The following is a 4,882-nucleotide window of genomic DNA, read 5'->3' on the forward strand; positions in this document are numbered from 1 at the left end:
AGTGTTTGAAGGCAAAGACGATTGATGAGTCATTTTATGGATTTTCATTTCGCTTCGTCCAACTCCACAAAAAATCCTGCACCTGTATTTGTCACTTTTACCTGAGTAAACCCAGATGCACTACCATCAAGGTCAAAGAACAATGCACCTGTAGCGCTGTTGTAGATAAATCGCTCTTCGTTAGTGGTTGCAGAAGTTCCGAGAGTAAACTGACTTGTCTGAAGTGAAGGTGCTGACAACCTGCCACCAAAACCAACAGCCGATACCTGAATCAGTTCATTAGTGGCGTTGAAGTCATTAATAGTATCAACACCTTTATTGTAACTATTGAAAGCAAAGGTATCAGTACCAGTTCCTCCAATTAGGATATCATTACCGTTGCCACCTGTGAGGATATCATTACCGTTGCCACCAATGAGTGTGTTCTTACCTGAGGCATCAAAAGCGGAGAGAGTATCATTGCCATCGCCACCAGAGAGGAGATTATCGCCTGTTGAATAGTCAACAATCAAGCGATCGTTACCAGCACCACCGTTGAGCGTGTTATTGCCAGAGACAGTATAAACTCCGTATGAGGAGTATAAAGAGGCTGAACCAGAGGCATTAAGAGAATCATTCCCATCGCCCCCAGAGAGTAGGTTATTCCCTGATGAATAGTTAGTCACTAAGTTATCATCACCAGCGCCACCATTGAGGGTATTATTGCCAGAGACAGCATCAAGATAAAACTCGCCTCGGTAGTCGTTGTAGTCACCAGAGGTACTAAGAGAATCATTTCCATCGTCGCCAGAGAGCAGATTATTACCATTTGAATAGTCAGCACTCAAGTAATCCTTACCTGCACCGCCGAAAATCGTATTATTCCCACCTGCCCCATTTATCTTATCGTTCCCATTGCTTCCCACTATATAATCATCGTACTCTGTACCTGAGATATTTAATTGTTCGATATTCTTGTAAGTAACGTGACTTGTGCCTGCTGTTATCGAGCCAGTGTTAGTAGCAGCATTGAATGTCGAAGTAATTCCGTCGCTAGTAGTATAATTATACAACGACAATAAATCGTCACCTATCCCTCCATCGATGGTATCGTTGCCGCTATCACCCCCGTGGAGCGAATCGTTGCCATTGCTCCCCACAATTAAGTCATCGTAGGCTGTACCATAAATATTTAATCCTTCGATATTCTTGTAAGTAACGTGATTCGTGCCTGCTGTAATCGAGCCAGTGTTAGTAGCAGCATCGAATGTCGAAGTGATGCTCTCGGTTGCACTATAGTAAGAGAACGATAAGTAATCGTTACCAGCGCCCCCATCTATTGTATCTTTTCCACTAACGCTCCCATCTATTGTATCATTGCCATTGCTCCCCACAATCAAGTCATCGTAGGCTGTACCACAAATATTTAATCCTTCGATATTCTTGTAAGTAACGTGACTCGTGCCTGCTGTAATCGAGCCAGTATTAGTAGCAGCATCGAATGTCGAAGTAATTCCCCCAGTACTATAGATATACGAGACTTCCAATAAATCGTCACCTGTCCCTCCATCTACTGTTTGAGTTACTAAGTCAGAGGGGGAAGTATATAGAACCAAAGAGAAGGAATCATTGCCATCCCCTCCAGAAAGTAGGTTATTGCCAAACGCGCCATCAAACCTTCCAGAGTAGTCGTAGTAGCTAGAGACAAAGAGAGAATCATTGCCATCGCCTCCAAACAACAGGTTATCGCCTGTTGAATAGTTAGCACTTAAAGTATCGTCACCAGCACCACCGTCGAGGGTGTTATTGCCAGAGGTGTCAAATGCGTACTTATCAGAAGCGTTGCTAGAGGCACTAAGAGAATCATTGCCATCGCCTCCAGAGAGTAGGTTATCGCCTGTTGAATAGTCAGCACTTAAGATATCATCACCAACACCACCGTTGAGGGTGTTATTGCCAGAGGCGGCATTGGTATATCCCCCGTCGTAGTCGATGTGATTCCCAGAAGTGGAGAGATTATCATTGCCATCGTCCCCAGAGAGCAGGTTATTACCTGTTGAAGAGGTAGCACTCAATTGATCGTTACCAACACCACCATTAAGGATGTTATTGCTTGTTGAATAATCAACACTCAAGCAATCGTTACCTTCACCGCCAAAAATCGTATCATTACCATAACTTGGATCATTTCCACTACTGCCGCCAAAAAGATAATCGTTGCCATTAGTCCCCACAATCAAGTCATCGTAGGTTGTACCTCTGATCTCTAATCGTTCGATATTTTTGTAGTTAACCCGATTCGTGCCTGCTGTAATCGAACCAATGTTAGTGGTTGCATTAAATGTCGAAGTCATTCTTCCCGTAGCATTGGTATAATACGCTTGTAAAAAATCATCACCTTTCCCTCCATCTACCGTTTGAGTTACTAAGAAAGAGGGGGCAGTAGATGAAGCCCTCAAAGAAAAGCTGTCATTGCCATCCCCACCAGAAAGCAGATTATCGCCTGTTGAACCCTCAACACTCAAGTAATCGTTACCAGCACCACCGTTAAGAGTACTATTGCCTGTTGAATCCTCAGCATTCAATACATCGTCACCAGTACCACCAACGAGGGAGTTATTGCCCGTATTACCAATTAGGGTATCCTTCCCCGCACCACCAATGAGAGTATCATTCCCCGTACCACCGCGCAGCAGGTCGTTGCCACTTTTGCCGTTGATGGTGTCATTACCGCCCTGACCATTAACCACATCATCTGAGTCGTCTAAACCCGTAATGTTGTTGGATAGGTCATTGAGGAAGGTTACTGTGTTTTTGATGCCCAGCTTAGTTTCAGTAGAGTTAGCATCAAAGACATCAAAGCTGTCGGTGATACTAGTTTGCCCATTAAACAGGATATTGCCAATCGCTGGTGTTGCTCCAGAAGCTTTCTGGTTCTCCAAGTTTTCTAATTTGAAGTTTTGCAGAATGACTATGGTTTCACCTACCCCTTCAAACGCAATTTCCAAATTGCTGCCATTCTGGGTAAGCAACAAATTTTCGGCACGAAAGAAGTCATAGCCCTCGAATTTTAGGGTGTCCACTTCGGCAGTGACTGCTGCTGTTGGGTTTGTTCCTTTACCGACGCCACCGAAATCGGTGATGGTATCAGTGCCGTTGAACACGTCAACGAATTTAAACTGATCCTTGCCGCCACCACCAGTCAAAGTGTCGTTACCATTGGTAGCTGTGATGGTATCGTTGCCTGCAAGACCCTTAATCGTGTCCGCTAACTCGCTGCCCACTAGCGTATCATTACCCTTGGTTCCAATTATATTTGCCATAACTTTTACTATTTAAATCAATTTTTTCAGTAACTTCAGTTGTCAATTTGCTATAAGTGCTATTTCCGGGCACAAAAATTCGCCTCAACAATGATGCTTTCGGCATACTTGACTGCACTAATTTTGAGACTCACTTCAATTTTTGGTTTCTGTTTAGGAGTGTTATTGAGCCAACGCTCTTGCATTTAACAGAGGTTGATTGAGAAATTATGCAAGAGCCGAAGAACCATTTTTTCTTAGTTCTTCTTAATTCCCAACACTCCATACCCCAAAGCCAGTAATATCAAGGATTTACGCTTAACAAGCGTGCCATTCTGCTAAACCCTTATCCCAAATTAATTGTCATTAAACTTAACTTATTGAAAATCGAATCTAATAGAAAACCTTGCAATTTCAAGGTTTTACGACTTAAGGGGAAAAGTCAAATTAACTCTTGACATTCTTGACTAGTACATTTAATCTAGTATTTAATTAACTGTGCGGTTAAATACTTCTCATCTAAATGTCCAGCGATCAACTGAGCGCCACCTTTGCCGCCCTTGCCGATCCTACTCGGCGGGCAATTCTGGCTCATCTTGCTAAGGGCGAAGCATCGGTAACTGAGCTAGCCCAACCCTTTGAGATGAGCCTACCTGCTATTTCCAAACATATAAAGGTGCTAGAGCGTGCTGGATTGATCGCACGGAGTCGAGAGGCTCAGTGGCGCCCCTGTCGGCTAGAGGCAGAACCACTTAAGGATGCAGCAGATTGGATTGAGCAATATCGCCAATTCTGGGAACAGAATTTGGATCGTCTGCACGAGTATCTACAACAATTGCAAGCAGAGGAAAAGAAACGCGATCGCTCAACATAGGTGGCGATCGTTCCATTCTTTAGGAAAAACAAGATGTTGAAACAAAGGACACCAGGTAAACCCCGTGTTCGTAAAATCCACTATCCAACTGTTAAAAAGACTGCTCCTAAACCACCTAAAGAACAACAAAAATCTGCTTAATCTCAAATATTTTTATCTTTGAGCTTGTGTTTGATCAACTCAGCCGTGCTGGTCGTTTCTTTTTGGATACTTTCATAACCCATCAATGCACGCAGTTGTTCAATCTTTCTTAATTGCGCTACCAGCAAAAACCTTTTTAAAAACACAGAGATATAAAATATACTAAAAGTAAATACAGAGAAAACTGAAATAGCTTTCTGTATTTACTCATTTTTTTCATATAAAGGGATGCATTATGGAATATCTTGCTTATTCTCAGATGTTTATTGCTCAAGAAGAGGCATCTCGAAACACCAAATATAATCCATCTAAATCTCAATTAGATAGCAGAAAACCTCTTAAATCTTCTGACATAGTTATTACTAAAGAAGAGATATCTGGAATCACCAAAGCTAAATTCAATTGGAAAAAACTTTTTAAATCTTCAGCTTGGTTAGCTTTAGCTGGTGTTGGTGTATTACTTATTGCTGCTGCCCAAATTCAAATTAGTTCGGCTGCTTATGTCAATCCCGGCAGCACGTCCACCACCCGGCCCTCTTTGTCCAGCACGTAATGGGCGCTGTTGCCCGTGATCGTGCGCTTGAGC

The 4,882-nt window shown here is 42.7% G+C and carries 4 protein-coding genes; 2 read left to right on the forward strand and 2 right to left on the reverse strand.

Features of this window, described 5'->3' with window-relative positions; all coding sequences use genetic code 11:
- Positions 1 to 44: 44 nt before the first annotated feature.
- Positions 45 to 3,302: a calcium-binding protein gene (locus tag LC574_RS26655; protein WP_229456615.1), complete on the reverse strand. Its 3,258-nt coding sequence runs from the start codon at positions 3,300 to 3,302 to the stop codon at positions 45 to 47.
- Between the two features lie 502 nt (positions 3,303 to 3,804).
- Between LC574_RS26655 and LC574_RS26660 the strand changes: the two genes are divergently transcribed.
- Positions 3,805 to 4,155, forward strand: a complete 351-nt coding sequence (locus tag LC574_RS26660; RefSeq protein WP_229456624.1) for a helix-turn-helix transcriptional regulator — start codon at positions 3,805 to 3,807, stop codon at positions 4,153 to 4,155.
- Between the two features lie 143 nt (positions 4,156 to 4,298).
- Here LC574_RS26660 and LC574_RS38270 read toward each other — a convergent pair whose 3' ends face one another.
- Entirely contained in the window at positions 4,299 to 4,424 is a 126-nt protein-coding gene (locus LC574_RS38270; RefSeq protein WP_267871689.1) for a hypothetical protein, read from the reverse strand.
- 107 nt (positions 4,425 to 4,531) lie between these two features.
- On the opposite strand from LC574_RS38270, the gene LC574_RS26665 reads away from it, so the two are divergent.
- Positions 4,532 to 4,849, forward strand: coding sequence for a hypothetical protein (locus LC574_RS26665; protein ID WP_229456627.1), 318 nt, complete (start codon positions 4,532 to 4,534; stop codon positions 4,847 to 4,849).
- Positions 4,850 to 4,882: the final 33 nt, after the last annotated feature.

Source organism: Nostoc sp. CHAB 5715 (assembly GCF_020829685.1).
Taxonomy (GTDB): Bacteria; Cyanobacteriota; Cyanobacteriia; order Cyanobacteriales; family Nostocaceae; genus Nostoc.